The organism is Variovorax sp. VNK109, from assembly GCF_049445855.1.
Taxonomy (GTDB): Bacteria; Pseudomonadota; Gammaproteobacteria; order Burkholderiales; family Burkholderiaceae_C; genus JAGOCV01.
The window spans coordinates 99,320-119,409 of sequence record NZ_JBMSDV010000004.1; the positions used below are offsets into that span (position 1 = coordinate 99,320).

At 66.2% G+C, this 20,090-nt stretch carries 17 protein-coding genes; 9 read left to right on the plus strand and 8 right to left on the minus strand.

Annotated features, from left to right (window positions below; genetic code table 11):
* Positions 1-6: 6 nt before the first annotated feature.
* From ACO2Q9_RS14865 to ACO2Q9_RS14890, 6 genes are all read left to right on the plus strand, one after another.
* Complete coding sequence (locus tag ACO2Q9_RS14865) at positions 7-570, plus strand: TMEM165/GDT1 family protein (RefSeq protein WP_423312584.1); 564 nt, start codon at positions 7-9, stop codon at positions 568-570.
* Positions 571-677: 107 nt separating this feature from the next.
* On the plus strand, positions 678-1,802 hold the full coding sequence (gene metX / locus ACO2Q9_RS14870; protein ID WP_423312585.1) for a homoserine O-succinyltransferase MetX: 1,125 nt from the start codon (positions 678-680) through the stop codon (positions 1,800-1,802).
* Positions 1,799-2,380, plus strand: coding sequence for a methionine biosynthesis protein MetW (metW, locus tag ACO2Q9_RS14875; protein ID WP_423312586.1), 582 nt, complete (start codon positions 1,799-1,801; stop codon positions 2,378-2,380). Before metX ends, metW begins: the two co-directional genes overlap by 4 nt.
* Positions 2,381-2,427: 47 nt before the next feature.
* A complete protein-coding gene (otnI, locus tag ACO2Q9_RS14880) occupies positions 2,428-3,258 on the plus strand; it encodes a 2-oxo-tetronate isomerase (protein WP_423312587.1) in 831 nt (276 codons plus the stop codon).
* 108 nt (positions 3,259-3,366) lie between these two features.
* Positions 3,367-4,875 (plus strand): M20 family metallopeptidase, encoded by a 1,509-nt coding sequence (locus ACO2Q9_RS14885; RefSeq protein WP_423312588.1) that lies wholly within the window; start codon positions 3,367-3,369, stop codon positions 4,873-4,875.
* A 7-nt stretch (positions 4,876-4,882) separates the two neighbouring features.
* Positions 4,883-5,722, plus strand: coding sequence for a lysophospholipase (locus tag ACO2Q9_RS14890; protein WP_423312589.1), 840 nt, complete (start codon positions 4,883-4,885; stop codon positions 5,720-5,722).
* Here the strand turns inward: ACO2Q9_RS14890 and ACO2Q9_RS14895 are convergent.
* The 3 genes from ACO2Q9_RS14895 to ACO2Q9_RS14905 are packed head-to-tail and all read right to left on the minus strand — an operon-like array spanning position 5,688 to position 8,771.
* Complete coding sequence (locus tag ACO2Q9_RS14895; protein WP_423312590.1) at positions 5,688-6,857, minus strand: MFS transporter; 1,170 nt, start codon at positions 6,855-6,857, stop codon at positions 5,688-5,690. The genes ACO2Q9_RS14890 and ACO2Q9_RS14895 overlap by 35 nt on opposite strands.
* A gap of 45 nt (positions 6,858-6,902) precedes the next feature.
* Positions 6,903-7,625, minus strand: coding sequence for a 16S rRNA (uracil(1498)-N(3))-methyltransferase (locus ACO2Q9_RS14900; protein WP_423312591.1), 723 nt, complete (start codon positions 7,623-7,625; stop codon positions 6,903-6,905).
* Positions 7,626-7,631: 6 nt separating this feature from the next.
* Positions 7,632-8,771: an aminoglycoside phosphotransferase family protein gene (locus ACO2Q9_RS14905; RefSeq protein WP_423312592.1), complete on the minus strand. Its 1,140-nt coding sequence runs from the start codon at positions 8,769-8,771 to the stop codon at positions 7,632-7,634.
* Positions 8,772-8,858: 87 nt separating this feature from the next.
* Between ACO2Q9_RS14905 and ACO2Q9_RS14910 the strand changes: the two genes are divergently transcribed.
* The 3 genes from ACO2Q9_RS14910 to rsmA all read left to right on the plus strand — a co-directional run bounded on the left by ACO2Q9_RS14910 (position 8,859) and on the right by rsmA (position 13,547).
* Positions 8,859-11,285, plus strand: coding sequence for an LPS-assembly protein LptD (locus ACO2Q9_RS14910; RefSeq protein WP_423312593.1), 2,427 nt, complete (start codon positions 8,859-8,861; stop codon positions 11,283-11,285).
* 5 nt (positions 11,286-11,290) lie between these two features.
* A complete protein-coding gene (locus ACO2Q9_RS14915) occupies positions 11,291-12,679 on the plus strand; it encodes a peptidylprolyl isomerase (RefSeq protein WP_423312594.1) in 1,389 nt (462 codons plus the stop codon).
* Positions 12,680-12,749: 70 nt separating this feature from the next.
* Positions 12,750-13,547: a 16S rRNA (adenine(1518)-N(6)/adenine(1519)-N(6))-dimethyltransferase RsmA gene (gene rsmA / locus ACO2Q9_RS14920; RefSeq protein ID WP_423312595.1), complete on the plus strand. Its 798-nt coding sequence runs from the start codon at positions 12,750-12,752 to the stop codon at positions 13,545-13,547.
* 252 nt (positions 13,548-13,799) lie between these two features.
* Here the strand turns inward: rsmA and ACO2Q9_RS14925 are convergent, their stop codons facing one another.
* The 5 genes from ACO2Q9_RS14925 to ACO2Q9_RS14945 form a co-directional block, all read right to left on the minus strand.
* Positions 13,800-14,225 carry a barstar family protein gene (locus tag ACO2Q9_RS14925; protein ID WP_423312596.1) on the minus strand — a complete coding sequence of 142 codons (426 nt, stop codon included), beginning with the start codon at positions 14,223-14,225 and terminating at the stop codon, positions 13,800-13,802.
* Between the two features lie 53 nt (positions 14,226-14,278).
* On the minus strand, positions 14,279-14,683 hold the full coding sequence (locus tag ACO2Q9_RS14930; protein ID WP_423312597.1) for a ribonuclease domain-containing protein: 405 nt from the start codon (positions 14,681-14,683) through the stop codon (positions 14,279-14,281).
* A 156-nt stretch (positions 14,684-14,839) separates the two neighbouring features.
* Positions 14,840-17,146 (minus strand): NADP-dependent malic enzyme, encoded by a 2,307-nt coding sequence (locus ACO2Q9_RS14935; RefSeq protein ID WP_423312598.1) that lies wholly within the window; start codon positions 17,144-17,146, stop codon positions 14,840-14,842.
* A gap of 169 nt (positions 17,147-17,315) precedes the next feature.
* Entirely contained in the window at positions 17,316-19,175 is a 1,860-nt protein-coding gene (locus tag ACO2Q9_RS14940) for a 7TM diverse intracellular signaling domain-containing protein (protein WP_423312599.1), read from the minus strand.
* Between the two features lie 73 nt (positions 19,176-19,248).
* The gene (locus ACO2Q9_RS14945; RefSeq protein ID WP_423312600.1) at positions 19,249-19,974 is read right to left on the minus strand and encodes a response regulator; all 726 of its coding nucleotides are present in this window, start codon (positions 19,972-19,974) and stop codon (positions 19,249-19,251) included.
* Positions 19,975-20,090: the final 116 nt, after the last annotated feature.

Here is a 20,090-nt window from a genome sequence, read left to right on the forward strand (position 1 = left end):
CACATCATGGAAGCCTTTTTCGTCTCCACCGGCATCGTCGCGCTCGCTGAAATGGGCGACAAGACGCAGTTGCTTTCACTCGTTCTCGCCGCCCGGTTCCGCAAACCCTGGCCCATCGTGCTGGGCATCCTCGTCGCCACGCTGGTCAATCACGCCCTTGCCGGCGCACTGGGCGCCTGGGTGACGACGCAACTCGGCCCGGACGTCCTGCGCTGGGTGCTGGGGGCGTCCTTCATTGCCATGGCAGGCTGGATGCTCATCCCGGACAAGCTCGATGACGAGGACACGAAAGACAACCCGCGTCTGGGCGTCTTCGTCACGACCGTGATCGTGTTCTTCCTGGCCGAAATGGGCGACAAGACGCAAATCGCCACCGTCATGCTGGCAGCGCGCTACAGCGAATACATCTGGGTCGTTGCCGGCACCACCTTGGGCATGATGCTGGCCAACGCGCCGGTGGTCTGGTTGGGCGAGCGCATCGTGAAACGCGTGCCACTGAAGGTCGTGCACACGGTGTCGGCCATCGTGTTCGCGGCGCTGGGCGTGCTGGCACTGGCCGGCGTGGGTTGATATACTGGCCGTCCAGCGCCGATTTGCTCCAGCTTGCGGGCGCTTAACAAGTTCAGCTAAAGACGGCAGCCCGACCCGGCATCGTTTTTGGCGAGCCGGGTTTTTTTATGGTCGTCGTTCCCCAATCCATGCAGTTCGCCGAGCCGCTCCCGCTGCAGAGCGGCGCGAGCATCCGCGACTACACGCTCGCCTACGAGACGTACGGCGCGCTCAATGCCGATCGCTCGAATGCAGTGCTGGTCTGCCACGCGCTCAACGCGTCGCACCACGTCGCGGGCGTCTATGCCGGTCAGGACAAGAGCGAAGGCTGGTGGGACAACATGATCGGCCCCGGCAAGGCGGTGGACACCGACCGCTTCTTCGTCATCGGCATCAACAACCTGGGCTCATGCTTCGGCTCCACCGGCCCGATGCACACCAACCCCGATACCGGCCGCATCTACGGCGCCGACTTTCCTGTGGTGACGGTGGAAGACTGGGTCAACGCGCAGGCGCGGCTGCTCGACGCACTGGGCATCGACACGCTGGCTGCGGTGATGGGCGGAAGCCTCGGCGGCATGCAGGCGCTGTCGTGGACGCTTCAGTATCCGCAGCGCATGCGCCATGCGGCGGTGATCGCGAGCGCGCCCAACCTCAATGCCGAGAACATCGCGTTCAATGAGGTGGCACGCCGTGCGATCGTGACCGACCCGGACTTCCACGGCGGCCACTTCTACCAGCACGGCGTGATCCCCAAGCGCGGCCTGCGCATCGCGCGGATGATCGGCCACATCACGTACCTGTCGGACGATGTGATGAACGAGAAGTTCGGCCGCCAGCTGCGCGAGGGCATCGACCTGCGCTACACCACGCAGGACATCGAGTTCCAGATCGAAAGCTACCTGCGCTACCAGGGCGACAAGTTCAGCGAGTACTTCGACGCCAACACCTACCTGCTGATCACGCGCGCCCTCGACTATTTCGACCCGGCGCGTGCGCACGAAGGCCGCCTGAACAAGGCGCTGGCAGCGGCCACGGCGAAATTCCTGCTGGTGAGCTTCACCACCGACTGGCGTTTCTCGCCGCAACGCAGCCGCGAGATCGTCAAGGCGTTGCTGGACAACGAGCGCGACGTGGCCTATGCGGAGATCGACGCGCCGCACGGGCACGACGCTTTCCTGCTCGACGATGCGCGCTACCTCGGCGTCGTGAAGTCGTATTTCGAGCGCATCGCGAAGGAGTGCGGGCAATGAGCGAACGCGCACGTCTCGAAATCCTCGCGCGGCTCGTGCCGCACGGCTCCCGCGTGCTCGACCTGGGCTGCGGCGATGGCGCGATGCTCGACTACCTGCAGACCGAGCGCGGCTGCACCGGCTACGGCATCGAGATCGACGATGCCAACGTGCTGGCCTGCGTGCAGCGCGGCGTGAACGTCATCCAGCTCAACCTCGACAAAGGCCTGTCGGTATTCGACGATGCGTCGTTCGACGTGGTGCTGCAGATCGACGCGCTGCAGCACTTGCGCAACGTCGAGACCATGTTGCGCGAAACCGCGCGCGTGGGGCGCACGGGCATCGTCACCTTCCCCAACTTCGGCCACTGGCCTAACCGGCTGCAGATCGCGATGGGCCGCATGCCTGTCACGAAGACGCTGCCCTACCAGTGGTACGACACACCCAACATCCGCGTCGGCACGCATGCCGACTTCGCCGTGCTGGCCGAGCGCAACGGGTTGAAGATCGAAGACAGCTTCGGCCTGAACGAAGGCCAGGAAGTGCGCTTCGCGCCGAATCTGCGCGCCAGCACGGCGGTCTTCAAGTTCAGCCGATGAACCCGGCGGCGTGACCGCAGCGTTGCGGGCGGCGCTATGCTTGCCGCATGCCACGATTTGCCGCCAACCTGTCGCTGCTCTACCCCGAAATCCATTTCCTCGACCGCTTCGAGGCGGCTGCGCGGGATGGATTCGACGCGGTGGAATTCCTGTTTCCCTACGCCTGGCCGGCGCATGAGTTGCGTGCGCGGCTCGACCATGCGGGCCTGCAGCAGGTGCTGTTCAATTCCCCGCCCGGCGGAACGGATGCGGACTCCATCGCGCGTGCGTGGGAAGCGGGCGACAAGGGCATTGCCTGCGTGCCGGGACGCGAAGCCGAATTCCGCGACGGCGTGACGCTCGCGCTGGAGTATGCGCAGGCGCTGGGCTGCCCGCGCATCCACCTGATGGGCGGGCAGATCCCCGAAGGCCGCACGCGCGAATCGGTGCAGCCCACGTACATCGCGAACCTGCGCTGGGCCGCGCAGCAGGCGGCAGCCGTCGGCGTCGACGTGCTGATCGAGCCGATCAACACGCGCGATATCCCGCGCTTCTTCCTCAACCGGCAGGATCACGCGCACGAGATCGTCGACGCCGTCGGCGAGCCCAACCTCAAGGTGCAGATGGACCTCTACCACTGCCAGATCGTCGAGGGCGACGTGGCGATGAAGATCCGCAAGTACCTGCCGACCGGTCGCGTCGGGCATTTCCAGATCGCGGGGGTGCCCGAGCGGCATGAACCGGATGTCGGCGAAATGAATTACACCTACCTGTTCCATGTGATCGACGAGGTGTCGCAGGCATGCGGATGGCAGGGTTGGGTCGGCTGCGAATACCGTCCTGCGCGCGGCATGGCGCCCGGCGGCACGTCCGCCGGTCTCGGCTGGATGCGGCGCTGACAGGGCCGTACAGCGCGCCGGCGCTGTTACAGGGCCTTTGCGCCGAAGCACTGGCGCGCTGCCGGGGCGCGGAGTAAAGTTGCCGGGTTCTCCAGCGAGTGCCCACCCATGAACGCTCCCCTGCACAAAGAAATTCCTTCCGGCGTGCTCGACGCCGCACAAGCCCTCTCGCACGCCACCCAGCAATGGGACCGCGACATCGTGAGGCAGCTCACCGACTACATCCAGATCCCGGCCAAGTCGCCGTCCTTCGACAAGGAATGGTCCGAGCATGGCTATCTGGAGACCGTGTTGCGCAATGCCGCCGCGTGGGTGGAAGCGCAGAAGGTCGAAGGCCTGAAGCTGGAGATCGTGCGCTTGCCCGGCCGCACGCCGGTGCTGTTCTTCGAGATCGCGGCCACGCGTGCCGCGTCGCCGCAGACCGTGCTGATGTACGGCCACCTGGACAAGCAGCCCGAGTTCACCGGCTGGCGTAACGACCTCGGCCCGTGGACGCCCAAATACGAAGACGGCAAGCTCTTCGGCCGCGGCGGCGCGGACGACGGCTACGCGGTCTACGCGAGCATCGCCGCCGTGCAGGCGCTCAAGGCGCAGAAGGTGCCGCATCCGCGCATCGTCGGCATCATCGAGACCTGTGAAGAGTCGGGTTCGTACGATCTGCTGCCCTACGTGGACGCGCTGCGTCCGCGCCTGGGCGAAGTCGAGCTCGTCATCTGCCTGGACAGCGGCGCGGGCAACTACGACCAGCTCTGGCTCACCACCAGCCTGCGTGGCATGGCCAGCGGCATGCTGCGCGTCGAGATCCTCACCGAAGGTGTGCACTCGGGCGATGCGTCCGGCCTCGTGCCTTCGAGCTTCCGCATCCTGCGTCATGTGCTCGACCGCCTCGAAGACAGCGCAACCGGCCGCCTGCTGCCGGCCAGCCTGCACTGCGAAGTGCCGCCTGACCGGCTCGCGCAGGCGCGTGCGACGGCGGCCATCCTCGGTGACGAGGTGTACAAGCGGTTCCCCTGGGCGCACTACGACTGCGGCGGCTCCACGGCTTTCGCACTGCCCACCACCACCGACCCGGTGCAGGCGCTCATCAACCGCACCTGGACGCCGACGCTGAGCGTCACCGGTGCCGAGGGATTCCCCGCGCTCAAGGACGCCGGCAACGTGCTGCGGCCCTACACCGCGTTCAAGCTGTCGCTGCGCCTGCCGCCGCTGGTCGATGCCGGCCAGGCGGTGCAAGACATCAAGAAGCTGCTCGAAGACAATGCGCCTTACCAGGCCAGGGTCACGTTCGACAGCCAGGGCGGCGCGACCGGCTGGAACGCGCCGTCGATGACGTCGTGGTTCGAGCGCGCGCTCAACGACGCGTCGCAAGCGCATTTCGGCGCGCCGTGCGGCTACATCGGCCAGGGCGGCACCATCCCGCTGATGAACATGCTGAGCGAAGGCTTCCCCACCGCGCAGATGATGGTCTGCGGCGTGCTCGGGCCGCGCAGCAACGCGCACGGCCCGAACGAATTCCTGCATGTGCCTTACGCCAAGCGCCTCACGGCCGCCGTGGCACAGGTGATCGCGCAGCTGCCATCGACTGCCGACGCGCAGGCGCAGACCGCCACGGCCTGACGCCCGCGTGACCAGGCTCTCCACCTTCACCGCCCTGGACGGCGAAAACCTCGCCCTGCAGGACTGGCCCTTGCCGGACAACGTCCGCCTGCGCGGTGTGGTGCTGATCGTGCACGGCCTCGGTGAATACGCGGGACGCTATGACCATGTGGCCGAACAGCTCAACGGCTGGGGTTTTGCGGTGCGCAGCTACGACCAGTACGGCCATGGTGAATCGGGCGGCGCGCGGGGTGCCTTGCCCACGACGATGCGCCTGCTCGAAGACCTGGCGGACGTGGTGGACACCACACGCCACCGCCTGCGCGACGAGACGCCGCTCTTCCTTCTGGGACACAGCATGGGCGGCCTTGTGGCGGGCAACTTCGTTGCGCGCGGCATACGCCGGGTGGAAGGCCTCATCATGTCCTCGCCGGCGCTCGACCCGGGCCTGGGCGTCCTGCAGAAACTCATGCTTGCCGTCGTGCCGCGCATCGCACCCGACCTGTGCGTGGGCAACGGGCTCGATCCGCAATACCTCTCGCATGACGCCGCCGTCGTCAAGGCCTACAAGGAAGATCCGCTCTGCCATGACCGCATCTGCGGGCGGCTGGCGAGTTTCATCGCGAAGGCGGGGCCCGAAACGGTGGCACGCGCCCCGAAGTGGCGGGTGCCCACGCTGCTCATGTATGCGGGCAGCGACCGGCTGGTGAATCCGGCCGGCAGCCGGGCGTTCGCCGCCGCCGCGCCGAAGGAAGTGGTGACCTCACACTGCTTCGAGCAGCACTATCACGAGATCTTCAACGAAGTGGACCGCGAGCCGGTGTTCGCGATGCTCAGGCAGTGGCTGGACGCACGCTGCGCCGCGTGAACCAGAACAGCAGCCCGGCGATCGCCAGCACGGGCACCAGCGAGCCCCAGTTCAGCAGCGTCCAGCCCTGCGTCGTCACCAGTGCGCCGGACGCGAACGAGGTCACGCCCAGCGTCGAAAACAGGAAGAAGTTGATGGCGCCCTGCGCGGCGTCGCGTTCTTCCGGGCGGTAGGCCTGCAGCGACAGCGTCGTGCTGCCGGTGAAGAGGAAATTCCAGCCCACGCCGAGCAGGAACAGCGCAATCAGGAACTGGTGGAGGTTCACGCCCGACAGCGCGACCGCGATGCACGCGAGGTTGAGCGCGATGCCCACCGCCATGATGACCGGCGCGCCGAACTTGCGGATGAGGTGTCCGGTGAAGAAGCCCGGCGCGAACATGCCGATGACGTGCCATTCGAGCACCAGCGCCGCATTCGAGAAAGGCAGGCCGCACTGCTGCATGGCGATGGGGGTCGAAGCCATCAGCAGATTCATCACGCCGTAGCCCAGCGCACCGCATGCGGTGGACACGATGAACACCGGCTGGCGCATGATGACGCCCAGCGGCCGGCCTGTGCCTGCGGCGCTGCGCGCAGGCGGTGGCGGGAAGTTCACGAAGGCCAGCAACGCGGACGCGAGCAATGCGACACAGGCGAGTGCGAGATACGCGCCGGCGAACGGCGCGTCGAGAAGCGTGCGCGTATAGGTCGCGAGATTCGGCCCGACAATGGCGCCGATCAGGCCTCCGGCCATGACCAGCGAGATGGCCTTTTCCTTCGCGGAAGGTTCGGCAAGCTCGGCAGCGGCAAAGCGATAGAGACTGGCGTTGGCGCTGTAGTAGCCGGCCAGCAATGTGGCAAGGCACAGCAGCCAGAAGTTCCTGCTGGATGCGGCATACGCGCACAGCAGCGCAGAGGCAAAGGCCACCAGCAACCCGAGCTGGAACGACCGCTGCCGGCCCAGGCGCGACTGCACGCGCGCCACCACGCCGGTGGACAAGGCGCCGCCGACCACGTAGCCCATGACCGGCAGCGTCGCCATCCAGCCCAGCGGGGCGAGACTCAGGCCCACCAGTCCGTTGATGGCGATGAAAGTGACGTTGTTGGTGAGGAAGAGACCCTGGCAGACGGCCAGGAGCCAGAGGTTGCGGTTCATGACGCAGCGTAGCGTGGAGGAGCGGCCCAGTCTACACAGCGTTGCTTACAGCGCTTGCAGCGTGGCCGCGGCCACGACGGCGATGCCGGCCGTCTCCGAGCGCAACACGCGCGAACCGAGGGAAAGCGGCAGCATGCCGCTGGCCAGTGCCGCCGCTTCTTCCTGTGCGCTCAGGCCGCCTTCAGGGCCGACGAGGCACACGAATGCAGGCGGTTCCAGGCGCTGCGCGAGCGGCGATGGATCGGCAGCGCTGTCCTGCAGCGACAGCACGAACGAAGGCATAGATTTCGGCGCGACCAGCCAGACGGGAAGGTCGCTGACCGCATGGATGAGCGGCACGCGATTGCGCCCGCACTGCTCGCACGCCGCGGCGGCAATGGATTGCCAATGCGCCTGTTTCCTGGCCGCGCGTTCGCCCGACAGCCGCAACACGCTGTGCGCCGTGTGCAAGGGCTGGATGCTCGCCACGCCGAGTTCGGTGGCTTTCTCGACCAGCCAGTCCATGCGCTCGTTGGCCGGCATGCCGATGGCAAGGTGCACCTGTCGCGACGCTTCGCGTTCGACGCCGCGGTGGGCGAGCACCTTCACGCTGACATCGCTGCGCCCCATGCGCAGCACTTCGGCCGTGAACTCGCCGCCTTCGCCGTTGAACAACGTCACCTCATCCCCGGGCTGCAGGCGCAGCACCTGCACATGCCGCGCCGCTGTCGCAGGCAATGGCAATTCGGTGCCTTCGGCAAGGGGAACGGGACAGTGGAAACGGGGCATGGCCGGTCACACGCGGCCGAATGCGAAACCGGTGGCTGCCTGCGTGCCCTCGATCTCGTCCACCAGCCGCAGCAGCGGCGTGAGCTCCCGGTAGCGGCTGGCGGTGGAGCGGATGTAGCCGATGAAGCGCGGTGCGTCCGCAAGGTATTTCGCCTTGCCATCGCGCAGTGTGAGCCGCGCGAAGATGCCCGCCACCTTGAGGTGCCGCTGCAGGCCCATCCATTCGACGCCGCGATAGAACTCGCCGAAATCATCGGCCCATGCATGCGCATCGTCCCCGGTGCCGAAGAGCCCTGCCGCGCGTGCCTTCTGCCAGTAGCGAACGGTCACGTCGAGCACGAACTCCTCTTCCCAGCTCAGGAAGGCATCGCGCATCAGGCTGGCGATGTCGTAGGTGATGGGGCCGTACACGGCGTCCTGGAAATCGAGCACGCCCAGCGGGGCGCGGCCGCCATCCGGATTCACCATCAGGTTGCGCGGCATGAAGTCGCGGTGCACGTACACCTGTGGCGCGGCGAGGTTGCGCTCGATGATGAGCGCGAACGTCTTGTCCAGCGTGGCGCGCTGCGCGTCGGACAGTGTCACGCCGCGATGACGCGCGAGGTACCAGTCAGGAAACAGCGACAGCTCGCGCTGCAGCAACGCGTGGTCGTACGGCGGCAACACGTTCGGCAGCGAGGCTTTCTGCCAGTCCACCAGCGCATCGACCGCCGCGAGATACAGGTCCAGATTGGCGTGCGGCTGCTCGCGGTCGATGACTTCCATCATCGTGCGCGAACCCAGATCGGTCAGCAGCATGAAGCCCAGCGGCTCGTCCCAGGCCAGCACGTGCGGCACCTTCATGCCGGCCTGCTCCATGAGACTGGCAACCTTGACGAACGGGGCACAGTTCTCGTGCTGCGGTGGCGCGTCCATGATGATCAGGCTGCCGGTGGCAGTGGCGGAGTCGATGCGCAGATAGCGCCGGAAGCTGGCGTCGGCCGAAGCCGTCCGCAGGGTGTCCGGCAGCAGCCGGTGTGGTCCGGTCACCGATTCGAGCCAACGGGCGAACGCCTGCGCGCGGACCGGGTCATCCCAGCTGACGGGCATGTTTGCAACGGGGACGGAGGCTGGGGCCGGCGAGCCGGGAGAGGGCGGTGTACTCATGGATAATCCATTCTACAAACGCGGTTGCGGCCCTGGCCCCTGCCTGCGCCCGTCCAACCAGTCCCGACCATCCGTCCCGCCGTTTGCATGCCCTGTGAGCTGATTTCCTTTGAACGCCGCTTCGGCGGCGCTGCCGCGGTTGCGGGCCTGCCTGTCGCGCCGCTGGCGTGGCTGGTGGCGGCGTTGACGTCGCTCACGCCTGCCGCGGCTTGGGCGCAGGCCCAGGCTGCGGGGCCATCCGCAGAGCGTGCGCCCCTGGTCCTCAAGACCAGCCCCATGCTCGCCGAGAAGACCGGCATGAAGCGCAACGAGACGGTGAGCTTCATCCGCGGCGATCGCCTGTCCGGCCGAACCGACCTGGAAACCGTGCTGGAAGGCAATGCCGAAATCCGTCGCGGCGACACCGTCATCAAGGCCGACCGGCTCGAGTACTACCAGCCCGACGATCTGGCCAAGGCACGCGGCAACATCCGCATCAACCAGGCCGGCAACATCTACGAAGGCCCAGTGCTGGAACTGAAGGTCGAGTCCTTCGAGGGCTTCTTCCTGAACCCGCGTTACCGCTTCCTGCGCAACGGTGCCTACGGTGAAGCATCGCGCATCGACTTCATCGACGACCAGCGCGCGATCATCCAGGACGCGAGCTACACCACCTGCCTGGCCGAACCCGGCCCGGGCTGGATGCCGGACTGGATCCTGCGCGCGGCGCGGATCCGCATCGACAACGAAGAGGAAACCGGCGAAGCCGACGGCGCGCTGCTCACCTTCAAGGGCGTGCCGGTGCTGCCGATCCCGTCCATCAGCTTTCCGCTGAGCGAGAAGCGCAAGTCCGGTGTGCTGCCGCCCACCATCGGGCTGGACAACGTCAACGGCCTCGACCTGACGCTGCCTTACTACTGGGACATCGCGCCCAACCGCGATGCGACCATCTATCCGACTCTGATGTCGCGACGCGGCGTCAACGTGGGCGGCGAATTCCGCTTCCTCGAGCGTGACTACCGCGGGCAGCTCCGGCTGGACCTGATGCCCGACGACAAGCTGCGTGATCGCTCGCGCTGGGGCTTGGCAGCGACGCAGGAAGGCCGGTTCGCGGTAGGCTATGGAACGCTGTTGACGAACGTCAATATCAACCGCGTCAGCGACGACAACTACTGGCGCGACTTCTCTCGCAGCTCCGCCTCGCTCACGCAGCGCCTCCTGGCCAGCGATGTGAACGTGTCGTGGGCCCGGGGCGACGTGAGCTTGCAGGCACGGACGCTCAAGTGGCAGACGCTGCAGGACCCGCTCTCGCCCATTACGCCGCCATACGACAAGTTGCCGCAAATCGCCGCCACATGGTCGCGCGCGAACGTGGGGGGCTTCGATTACTCGCTCACCGGCGACTTCACACGTTTCCAGGCGGACCGCTTCTACACGCGCCAGGCCAACGCAGATCGCGCGTATGCACTCGCGCAACTGAGCCGCCCGTGGATCTTCCCTGCGGGCTTCATCACGCCAAAGGTGCAACTGCACGCCACCAACTACCAGTTCGATACACCGCTGGCCAACGGTGCCACATCGGCCAGCCGCGCGGTACCGACGTTCAGCGTGGACAGTGGCCTGGTGTTCGAGCGCGACGCGTCCTATTTCGGCCGGGCCTTCCGCCAGACACTCGAACCGCGCGCGTTCTATGTCTACACGCCCTATCGCGACCAGAGCATGCTGCCTGTGTATGACACCGGCGCCAATGACTTCAACTTCGCCACCATCTACACCGAGAACGCCTTCGGCGGCAACGACCGCATCTCGGACAACAACCTGCTGACGCTCGGCCTGTCATCGCGACTGCTCGACCCGGACACCGGCGCCGAGGCGGCACGCGTCGGCATCGCCCAGCGGTTCCGCTTCCGCGACCAGAACGTGACGCTGCCCGGCGGCGCGCCGGTGAGCGAGCGCCTGAGCGACGTGCTGCTCGGTGCGTCCGTCAACTGGACGCCGCAGTGGTCGGTCGATTCGACGGTTCAGTTCAATCCGAAGACGCGCCGCTCGATCCGCTCGACCATTGGCGCGCGCTACAGCCCGAGCGACTACCGTGTCGTCAGCGCGGCATACCGCCTGCAGAAGGAAAACGTGGCGCCGCTGCTCGTGGGCAGTGAACAGATCGACATCGGCTGGCAATGGCCGTTGAACGACCTGTGGGGCGACAAGGGCCAGAACCTCGGCCCGGGTCGTGGGCAAGGCGGCGGCCGCTGGTACAGCGTCGGCCGCGTCAACTACAGCATGCGCGACAGCAAGGTGGTCGATGCGGTCGTCGGCCTCGAATACGATGCCTGCTGCTGGATCGGTCGTGTCGTTGTCGAGCGTCTGCAGAATGGCACCAGCACCTCGAACAAGCGCATCATGTTCCAGATCGAGTTCGTCGGCTTCACGCGCGTGGGCTCGAACCCGCTGCGCACCCTCAAGGAAAACATCCCCCGTTACCAGTACCTGCGCGAGGAAATCACCACGCCCAGCCGCTTCAGCAACTACGATTGACCCTCATGATCAAACCTGCCCTGGTCCTCGTCGCCTGCCTCGGATCCGCCGCCCTGCCCCTGCACGCGCAGGGCCTGCGCATCCCCGGATCGGGCAGTGGCCCCAGCCTGATGCTGCCGCCCGCCTCTGCTGCAACCACCAGCTCGACCGCGTCGCAACGGCAGGCCGACTACATCGTGGCGGTCGTCAACTCCGAACCGCTCACCAACAACGAAGTGCGCGCGCGTGCATTGCGTTTCCAGCAACAGGCGGCACAGCAAGGCCAGGCGGCGCAGCTGCCGCCCCGCGACATTTTCCTGGGCCAGGTGATGGAACGCCTCATCTCGGAGAAAGCGCAACTGCAGTATGCGCGCGAGATCGGCATCAAGATCGACGATTCGCAAGTCGACAACGCCGAAGCGAACATCGCAGCACAGAACCAGCTTTCCGTTGCCGACTTCCGCCGCCGCCTCAGCAGCGAGGGGATCGATTCGACGCGTTTCCGCGAAGACCTGCGGGGCCAGTTGATCCTGCAACGCCTGCGCGAGCGCGACTTCGAGCAACGCGTGAAGATCAGCGATACGGAGGCCGACCAGTTCCTGCTGGAGCAGAACGCCACAGTGGATGCCACCAGGCTTGAACTGAACATCGCGCAGATCCTCATTGCCGTTCCCGAGACGGCAACGCCGGCGCAAGTGACCGAACTGCAGGCCAGGGCGCAACGCGCCTATGAGCGTGCGCGTGCCGGCGAAGACTTCGCCGCATTGGCGCGCGAACTCTCCAGCGCGCCGGACGCGCGGGAATCCGGCGGCGCCATGGGCCTGCGCACGATCGATCGCTACCCCGAGCTCTTCACGGATGCCGTGCGCACGCTGTCCACCGGCGGCGTGGCCGCGCCCATCCGTTCGGGTGCGGGCTTCCATGTCCTCAAACTGGTCGAGAAGCGCCAGGGCGGGGGCATCGACAGCACGGTCGTCGAGAACCATGCCAGGCACATCCTCCTGCGCATCGGCGCGCAGATGACCCAGGCACAGGCCGTGGAGCGTCTGGCCGCCATCAAGAGGCGCGTGCAGGCAGGCGGTGACTTTGCGGCGCTGGCGCGCGAGACTTCCCAGGATGGCAGCGCAAAGGACGGCGGCGACCTCGGCTGGAGCCGCCCCGGTCAGTTCGTGCCCGAATTCGAGGAAGCTCTGGAAAAACTCGCCGTGGGCCAGGTGAGCGATCCGGTCCTTTCGCGTTTCGGCGTCCACCTCATCCAGTTGCTGGAACGCCGCGAAGCCCGGCTCACGCAGCGCGAGCAGCGCGAGATCGCGCGCAACATGCTGCGCGAGAAGCGGCTCGACGAAACGTATGCGAACTGGGCGCAGGACATCCGTGCGCGCGCTTACGTTGAAATGCGCGAGTCGCCGCAGTAAACCCAGGCCACTTCGCATACAGACCCGGAGCAGGCAGCCGAGACCACCCCGCGATCCGGTTGCCCCCACGATGGCCTCGCACATTCCCCGCAAACGCTTCGGCCAGCACTTCCTGTCGGACGGCGCGATCATCGACGCGATCGTGCGCGGGATTTCACCGCGACCCGGTCAGGCCATGGTCGAGATCGGCCCGGGTCTGGCCGCGCTCACGCAGCCCCTGGTCGAGCGCGTCGGCCGGCTCACGGTCATCGAACTCGATCGCGACCTCGCTGCACGCCTGCGCAAGCATCCGCATCTGGATGTCGTGGAGTCCGATGTCCTCAAGGTGGATTTCGCATCGCTCGTCGTACCGGGCGCTGCACCCGGATCGAAGCTGCGCGTGGTGGGCAACCTGCCCTACAACATTTCCTCACCCATCCTCTTCCACCTGCTCGGATTCGCCGGCCTCGTCGAAGACCAGCATTTCATGCTGCAGAAGGAAGTGATCGACCGCATGGTCGGAAGTCCGGCGACTTCTGATTACGGACGCCTGAGCGTGATGCTGCAGTGGCGCTATGAGATGGAAAACATCCTGTTCGTGCCGCCGGAGTCGTTCGACCCGCCGCCGCGCGTGGACAGCGCCGTCGTGCGCATGGTGCCGCGCGCGCGACCTGCCGACGTCGATGTCGGGTTGCTCGAAGAACTGGTGCAGGTGGCGTTCAGCCAGCGTCGCAAGCTGTTGCGGCATTCGCTGGGTAAATGGCTGGACGCGCGCGACTTCTCCGGTGCGTTCGACCTGCAGCGCCGTGCGGAGGAAGTGCCTGTCGAGCAGTACGTAGCCCTCACCCAGGCGCTGGGGCCGACCTCGACGGTTGCTTCCGCCCAATAAAAAACCCGCCGGAGCGGGTTTTTTATTGCAGGACGCGGGATCGGAAAATCGATCAGGCGGCTGACAGCCAGTAGCCGGCGTTGAACGGGCTGCTCATGCGCAGCGCCAGCGGCGACACGTCCACCAGCTTGTCCGTCGGCATTTTCTCGCCGGCGTCGGATGCCAGCTCGATGCCGGCAATCGCTTCGGTGCCGGTGTCGGCAACCTTGGCCTCGTTGGCCCGTTCTGCTTGGCCTGATTGTGCAGAACGGGCTACAGAAAAGAATAGAAACAGCGGAACGGTATTTTCCGGTCTGCCCAGTAGTCGGCCGCGTCGCGGAAGATGTCCAGCAACTGCTCGCGCGCTTCCTTGTCGAACTTGGCGTTCGCCGGGATCTGCTCCAGCACGACGACGAAACCGGGCTGCGGGCCCGATTTATGCAACGGATCCGTCATGCAGTCGTACAGCGCGTCGAAATTCTTGCCGAAGTGGGTCGGGAAGGTGAACTGCTGGGCGATCATGTCCAGGACGTCCTGCTTGCTCTGGGCGTTGGCCAGGTTGGCGTACAGGAAGTGCTGGTTGACGCTGTGCGCAGCCGATTGCAGGTCGCTGACGCGATATGCCCGGATCGATTGCACGATATTCGGCCGGACGCCGCGCAGGATCGCCTCGCCTTCCACACGAAGTGGTGTATCCATCTCCGCTTCTCTTTCTTTCATAAAAACTTCACGTCACTCCAGGACAACGGACCCTACTCGACGATCCGGCGAAAGCTCGCGTAATGATCGGCCGTGTAGTAACAGGCTGTGGGCGTCCGGGGTTGACCACCACACACGATGCGCCGGGCACCCCGGTGACGCACGCCTGGCGTGCTGACGGTGTATTCGCGGTAATAACCGCGGGCCTGGGCGGGCAGCAAACGCTCACGGTTGCCGAACACCGAGCCGTCCTTGTCGTAAGGGAACGGGCCACCCTGACGGATCAGGCGGTACGTTTCGCGGCCCGATTCGGGCAACTGCGCCACGGCGATGGTGGCCGAACCCTGCGCAGGCATGGGTTCTCGCGAATGCACCAGCGTGGGGCCGGTTACCACCGAAGCCAGTAATACCCAAGCAAGTACGGACTTGCTTGTCTTGATGGCTGCGGTTCGCAACATGGGAATACGCCTTCAACAATCCCCGGGAAAACCCGAAAATCTAAGCGCGCTAGTGTGACTCAAACCCCCTGAAAAAGCAAGCGGCTGCTCAAATTTTGAGCAGCCGCGACGGTTTTACCGGGTGGCTGAAGTGAGCGCAGGCTTGCGCTCCAGCTCTTATCGACTGACGTTGGCGTCCGCCACGGTAAGGGCTGTCATGTTCACGATGCGGCGGACCGTGGTGCTGGCCGTCAGGATATGGAGCGGCTTGGCCGCACCCAGCAGGACCGGGCCGATGGCGATGTTGCCGCCAGCCGCCGTCTTGAGCAGGTTGTAGGAAATGTTGGCTGCATCAATGTTGGGCAGGACCAGCAGGTTGGCGTCGCCCGCCAGGGTGCTGTGCGGCATGATCGCCGCGCGCGCCTTGCCGTCCAGCGCCACGTCGCCGTGCATTTCGCCGTCCACTTCGAGCCAGGGGGCCTGCGTGCGCAGCAGCTCCAGCGTATGGCGCATCTTCAGGGCGCTGGGCTGGTTGCTGCTGCCGAAGTTGGAGTGCGACAGCAGCGCGGCCTTCGGCTTGAGGCCGAAGCGCATCATTTCCTCGGCGGCCATCACGGTGATTTCCGCGAGCTGTTCGGCCGTCGGGTCGTAGTTCACGTGCGTGTCGACCAGGAAGACCTGGCGGTCCGGCAGGAGCAGGCCGTTCATGCAGGCATAGGTGCAGACGCCGCTACGCTTGCCGATGACCTGGTCGATGTAGTGCAGGTGCATCGACGTGTTGCCCCAGGTGCCGCAGATCAGGCCATCGACCTCACCCTTGTGCAGCAGCATCGCGCCGATCAGCGACAGGCGCCGGCGCATCTCGATCTTGGCCACCTGGGCCGTCACGCCCTTTCGCTCGGTCATGCGGTGGTAGGTCTGCCAGAAGTCCCGGTAGCGGTGGTCCTGCTCGACGTTGACGATGTCGTAGTCCAGTTCTTCCTTCAGGCGCAGGCCGAACTTCTCGATGCGCTGGGCGATGATCGCGGGGCGGCCGATGAGCGTGGGGCGCGCCAGCCCTTCGTCCACCACGATCTGCGCGGCGCGCAGGACGCGCTCTTCCTCGCCTTCGGAATACGCCACGCGCTTCTTGCCCGCCACTTTCGCGGCCTGGAAGATCGGCTTCATCGTCGTGCCCGACGCGTAGACGAAGCTTTGCAGCTTGTCGCGGTAAGCGTCCATGTCCTGGATCGGGCGCAGCGCCACGCCGCTTTCTGCTGCAGCCTTGGCGACGGCAGGCGCGATCTTCATCATGAGACGGGGATCGAACGGCTTGGGAATCAGGTAGTCGGGGCCGAAGGCCAGGGCTTCGCCCGCGTAGGCCGCGGCCACCACTTCGCTCTGCTCGGCCTGGGCCAGTTCGGCGATGGCGTGGACGGCGGCAATTTCCATCTCGTCCGTGATCGTCGTCGCGCCGCAATCGAGTGCGCCGCGGAAGATGTAGGGGAAGCACAGGACGTTGTTGACCTGGTTCGGATAGTCGGTGCGACCGGTGGCCATGATCACATCGCCGCGCACGGCATGCGCGTCTTCGGGTGTGATCTCGGGGTTCGGATTCGCCAGCGCGAAGATGACCGGGCGCGCCGCCATCCTAGCCACCATGGCGGGCTTGAGCACGCCGCCGGCCGACAGACCGAGGAACACGTCCGCGCCTTCGATCACGTCGGTCAGCGTGCGTGCCTCGGTCTTCTGCGCGTACTGGATCTTGTCCTCGTCCATCAGCTCGGTGCGGCCTTCGTAGACCACACCGGCCAGGTCGGTGACGAACACGTTCTCGCGCTTGAGGCCCACCTTCAACAGCAGGTTCAGGCAGGCCAGCGCCGCTGCACCCGCACCGGACGTGACGAGCTTCACCGCGCCGATGTCCTTGCCCACGACTTTCAGGCCGTTGAGCATGGCGGCCGCGACGGTGATGGCGGTGCCGTGCTGGTCGTCATGGAACACCGGGATCTTCATGCGCTTGCGCAACTCGCGCTCGACGTAGAAGCAGTCCGGTGCCTTGATGTCCTCGAGGTTGATCGCGCCGAAAGTGGGCTCCAGCGCAGCGATGACTTCCACCAGCTTGGCCGGGTCCTTCTGGTCGATCTCGATGTCGAACACGTCGACGCCGGCGAACTTCTTGAACAGGACGCCCTTGCCTTCCATCACCGGCTTGGAGGCCAGCGGGCCGATGTCGCCCAGGCCCAGCACGGCGGTGCCGTTGGAGATGACGGCCACGAGGTTGCCACGGCTCGTGTAGCGGAACGCAGCCGACGGGTCCTTGACGATTTCCTCGCAGGGCGCTGCCACGCCGGGCGAATAGGCCAGGGCCAGGTCGCGCTGGTTGGTGAGTTGCTTGGTGGCCGCGATGGCGACCTTGCCGGGCGTCGGGAACTCGTGGTATTCGAGGGCCTGGCGCCGGAGTTCGGCGCGCTTTTCTTCGGCTTGCGCCGGGGTGATCGACATCTGAGGGTCTCCTGCTGCCACGCGGCACGCGTTGATGGACGTGCCCGGCGGGTCTTATGGGGTGTGGGATTGTACGGCCATCACACGGGGAAACCCTAGTAGGTGGATGTGCGTAAAGGGGTCAATCGGGGTCAATTGCGGCCCGGACCGGTTGAAGGACTTTTGACTTTCACGGCCAGAGTGCGATGACGATGCGCGTCTGGCCCGGCGCGGACCGGATCTCCAGCCCCGCGCGCAGTGCCTGCGCGCGCATGCGCATGTTTGCCAGACCCTTGCCGTTGCCTGCGCTGGCCGCCTGCACGTCGAAGCCGCGGCCGTCATCGGAAATGCCGATCTCGATGGCGTCCGGCCCGCCAGCAGCGTCCGGCATCACGCGCGCGGACAGGCTCGCGTTGCGGGCGCCCGAGTGCACCACCATGTTGGTGAACGCCTCGAACAGAAGCATCTGCAGCTGGTACGCCTCACGCACGCCCCAGCCCGGCACCGGCGGCAGGCGGCCCACATCCCAGTGCAGGTCGATGCCGGCAGCCTGCAGGCGCGGCGTCAACCGGTAACGCACCGCGCCGAGTACGGACGGAATGTCCCCGTCGGTTTCCTGCATGGCGTCCACGGTGATCTTGAGCTGGTCCACGGCCTCGCGCAGCTGCAGCGTGATGTCCTCGCGTGACGAGCTGGCCTGCTGCGCCACGCGCAGCGCGCCCACGAGCTGGCTGCCCAGGCCGTCATGCAGGTCGCGCATCAGACGCTGGCGTTCCTCGAGCGCGCCGCGCTCCTTTTCGTTGCGGCGTTCGCGTTCGAAAGCGGCCGTGAGCTCGGCATTGCGCGCGGCCAGCTGGTCGTTGAGCGACATGTTCATGCGCGCGATGGCGGCGCGGTCCTCGCGCATGCGCTCGGCGATGATCCATGCCAGCGAAACGCCGAACGCCACCCACGCGAAGCGCGTCCACGGCACCATTTCGTAAGCCCGCGCGGACAGGCGCAGCACCAGCACGTCGCGCGTGGCGCAGGCCACGATGAACGCCACCGCGAAACCCAGGATGCGCTGCTCCCACACCACGCTGCGCACCGCGCCGCGCACGACAATCACTGCCATCGAGATGCTCACCACGAGGATCACGGCCTGCCAGGCCGGGATCATCCATGGCGCATGGCCGAGGATCGCGAACGTGGCCACGAAGGGCGCCACCAGTGCGAACACGCCACAGGCCTGCGCCAGACGCTCGCGGCCGTGGCCCATCACCGTCAGCGCGAAACGGCAAAGCAGGAACGGCGCGCAGAAGAAAGACGCGAGCGGGATCACGCCCCACCACGGCCAGGGCAGCGGCGAATGGGGCAGAAGCGCGCGCAGGGTCTGCACCGACCAGAGCAATTCGCCCAGCCCGTAGTACAGGTACGCCGGATCGCGCTGGCGCCACCACAGCAGCATGGCCAGCAGCCCGAGCACGGCGCTCACGATCACGACGAAGCGTGAACCTTCGACGTTCCACAGATGCGTGCGCCGGTACATGGGGCGCACCTCGCCCTCCGTGCCGACGATGACGGGCGAGAGCCCGCCCAGCCGGCCAGCCTGCGTGCCGACAGTGATCTCGACCCGCGTGTCCGCTGCCAGCAGTTGCGGCGGGATCACGAAATACTGCGGCTCGGTGACCGAGTCATCGTAGGGGTCGGGCGGCAACGTGCCGAAGCTGGCGAGGTCCTTGCCATTCACGCGGATCACGAAGCTGTTGCCCAGGCGGGGGATGTACAGGGCGAGCGGCGCGGTCAGGTCCGGCACTGCAACATGAAGGCGGAACACGGCTTGCCCGTCGGTGGCAGGATGCAGCCGGTCCCATTGGTAAGGCAGCGAAACCTGCGCTGAAATGGACGGGGAGGTTTCGCCCGCGAGTGTCGTGAAAACTTCGGCGCGATCGATGACCTGCGGCCCGGCATGTGCATGGCCGGAAGCCGCCAGCAGGCAGGACAGGAATGAAACAGAAAAGACCGCAAACAGGGCCGCGCGCAAACCGCGACCGCACAGACACGACAGCATGGGACAACGAAAGGCCGGACGACGCAAGTCCGATGTCAGGACTCTAGCCGAAGGAGCTGCACGGCGCGTCAGGTCAATCCCGGTCGGGCGCCAGCAAACCGCTTTGCAGGATGCCCAGCTTGTGCGCCTCGAACACCGCCTCGCCGCGCGTGTGCACCGACAGCTTGGCGTAGATGTGCTTGATGTGCGTCTGCACCGTGCCGACGGACAGTGCCAGCAGCGCGGCGATCTCGCGGTAGGTGTAGCCGCGCGCGATGAGGTCCAGCGCTTCGAGTTCGCGTGCGGTCAGGCCCGACGCTGCGACTGCGACGGTGTCCGGGCCCGTCGATCGTGCGGGCGGAGGCATTCCGCGCGGCGGCTGCTGCACGCGCGTGAGCAGCTTGCGCGCGACCATCGGGCTCATCGGCGAGCCGCCCTGCCGCAGGTCGGCGATGAATCGCGCCACGTCCAGGTCTTCCGCATCCTTCAGGATGTAGCCCATCGCTCCCGCGTCGATGGCGGCGAGCACGTTGGTCTCGTCGCCGAACAGGCTGATGACGAGGATGTCGCAATCCGGATGCTGGCGGACGCAAGCACGGATGGCATCGATGCCGCTGCCGTCGGGCAGACCGAGATCCGTCAGCAGCACATCGGGTGCATGGCCGGCCAGCCATTCGATGGCCGGTCCGACGGCACCGAACGCCGCCGCGACGCGCATGCCCGGCTGCGCGGCAATCGCCTTGCACAGCGTCTCGCGCAGGAACGCGTCGTCCTCGATGACGACGACGCTCAGGACCGGGTCGGATGGCAGGGGCTGCATGGTGGGAGATCCGTATTAGGACACACGCCCCGGCCGGTGCTGTCCCATGAATATGAGAGCGCCGGGTGGCGACGGCGGCCTGCATCTCGCCATGCCGCGCTGATTGATCCGCCATG

What these genes read in the sequence shown, in the direction of transcription:
- ACO2Q9_RS14915 (WP_423312594.1), top strand. Translation starts at nt 11,291, where the DNA reads ATGATCAAACCTGCCCTGGTCCTCGTCGCCTGCCTCGGATCCGCCGCC.
- rsmA (WP_423312595.1), top strand. Translation starts at nt 12,750, where the DNA reads ATGGCCTCGCACATTCCCCGCAAACGCTTCGGCCAGCACTTCCTGTCG.
- otnI (WP_423312587.1), top strand. Translation starts at nt 2,428, where the DNA reads ATGCCACGATTTGCCGCCAACCTGTCGCTGCTCTACCCCGAAATCCAT.
- ACO2Q9_RS14930 (WP_423312597.1), bottom strand. Translation starts at nt 14,683, where the DNA reads ATGTTGCGAACCGCAGCCATCAAGACAAGCAAGTCCGTACTTGCTTGG.
- ACO2Q9_RS14885 (WP_423312588.1), top strand. Translation starts at nt 3,367, where the DNA reads ATGAACGCTCCCCTGCACAAAGAAATTCCTTCCGGCGTGCTCGACGCC.
- metW (WP_423312586.1), top strand. Translation starts at nt 1,799, where the DNA reads ATGAGCGAACGCGCACGTCTCGAAATCCTCGCGCGGCTCGTGCCGCAC.
- ACO2Q9_RS14945 (WP_423312600.1), bottom strand. Translation starts at nt 19,974, where the DNA reads ATGCAGCCCCTGCCATCCGACCCGGTCCTGAGCGTCGTCGTCATCGAG.
- ACO2Q9_RS14905 (WP_423312592.1), bottom strand. Translation starts at nt 8,771, where the DNA reads ATGAGTACACCGCCCTCTCCCGGCTCGCCGGCCCCAGCCTCCGTCCCC.
- ACO2Q9_RS14895 (WP_423312590.1), bottom strand. Translation starts at nt 6,857, where the DNA reads ATGAACCGCAACCTCTGGCTCCTGGCCGTCTGCCAGGGTCTCTTCCTC.
- ACO2Q9_RS14935 (WP_423312598.1), bottom strand. Translation starts at nt 17,146, where the DNA reads ATGTCGATCACCCCGGCGCAAGCCGAAGAAAAGCGCGCCGAACTCCGG.
- ACO2Q9_RS14940 (WP_423312599.1), bottom strand. Translation starts at nt 19,175, where the DNA reads ATGCTGTCGTGTCTGTGCGGTCGCGGTTTGCGCGCGGCCCTGTTTGCG.
- ACO2Q9_RS14865 (WP_423312584.1), top strand. Translation starts at nt 7, where the DNA reads ATGGAAGCCTTTTTCGTCTCCACCGGCATCGTCGCGCTCGCTGAAATG.
- metX (WP_423312585.1), top strand. Translation starts at nt 678, where the DNA reads ATGGTCGTCGTTCCCCAATCCATGCAGTTCGCCGAGCCGCTCCCGCTG.
- ACO2Q9_RS14910 (WP_423312593.1), top strand. Translation starts at nt 8,859, where the DNA reads ATGCCCTGTGAGCTGATTTCCTTTGAACGCCGCTTCGGCGGCGCTGCC.
- ACO2Q9_RS14900 (WP_423312591.1), bottom strand. Translation starts at nt 7,625, where the DNA reads ATGCCCCGTTTCCACTGTCCCGTTCCCCTTGCCGAAGGCACCGAATTG.
- ACO2Q9_RS14925 (WP_423312596.1), bottom strand. Translation starts at nt 14,225, where the DNA reads ATGGATACACCACTTCGTGTGGAAGGCGAGGCGATCCTGCGCGGCGTC.